1 rRNA gene is annotated in these 434 nt (G+C 59.4%); it reads right to left on the bottom strand.

Annotated features, from left to right (window positions below):
- Positions 1-275: 275 nt before the first annotated feature.
- Positions 276-434 (bottom strand): 16S ribosomal RNA (locus KUM32_RS35990); the annotation flags it as partial.

The raw sequence follows: 434 nt of genomic DNA, 5'->3' as shown, positions 1-434 counted from the left end.
TCAAACAACGACCAACCACCCATCACCCCGAGCCAGAGCTCGAGTGCACTGGGGCCGGCACCGAAGACCCAGCCATACGGCCGCGCCCTCAGACACCCAACAGCGTGCCCGACACGTCCAGTCAAGACCCTGCGTTCCACGCCGAAGCAGTACTAACAGTCCTCATCCTGATCGTGCCGAATAGTCAACGTTCCACCCATGAGCAACCAGCATCAGACGTTCGCTGATGTACTGGCCTCTGAACCAAGCAAGCTTGGCTTAGAAGTGCTCCTTAGAAAGGAGGTGATCCAGCCGCACCTTCCGGTACGGCTACCTTGTTACGACTTCGTCCCAATCGCCAGTCCCACCTTCGACAGCTCCCTCCCACAAGGGGTTGGGCCACCGGCTTCGGGTGTTACCGACTTTCGTGACGTGACGGGCGGTGTGTACAAGGC

It is taken from the genome of Streptomyces sp. AC627_RSS907 (genome assembly GCF_019049165.1).
This window is presented reverse-complemented; position numbering and strand designations above follow the sequence as displayed.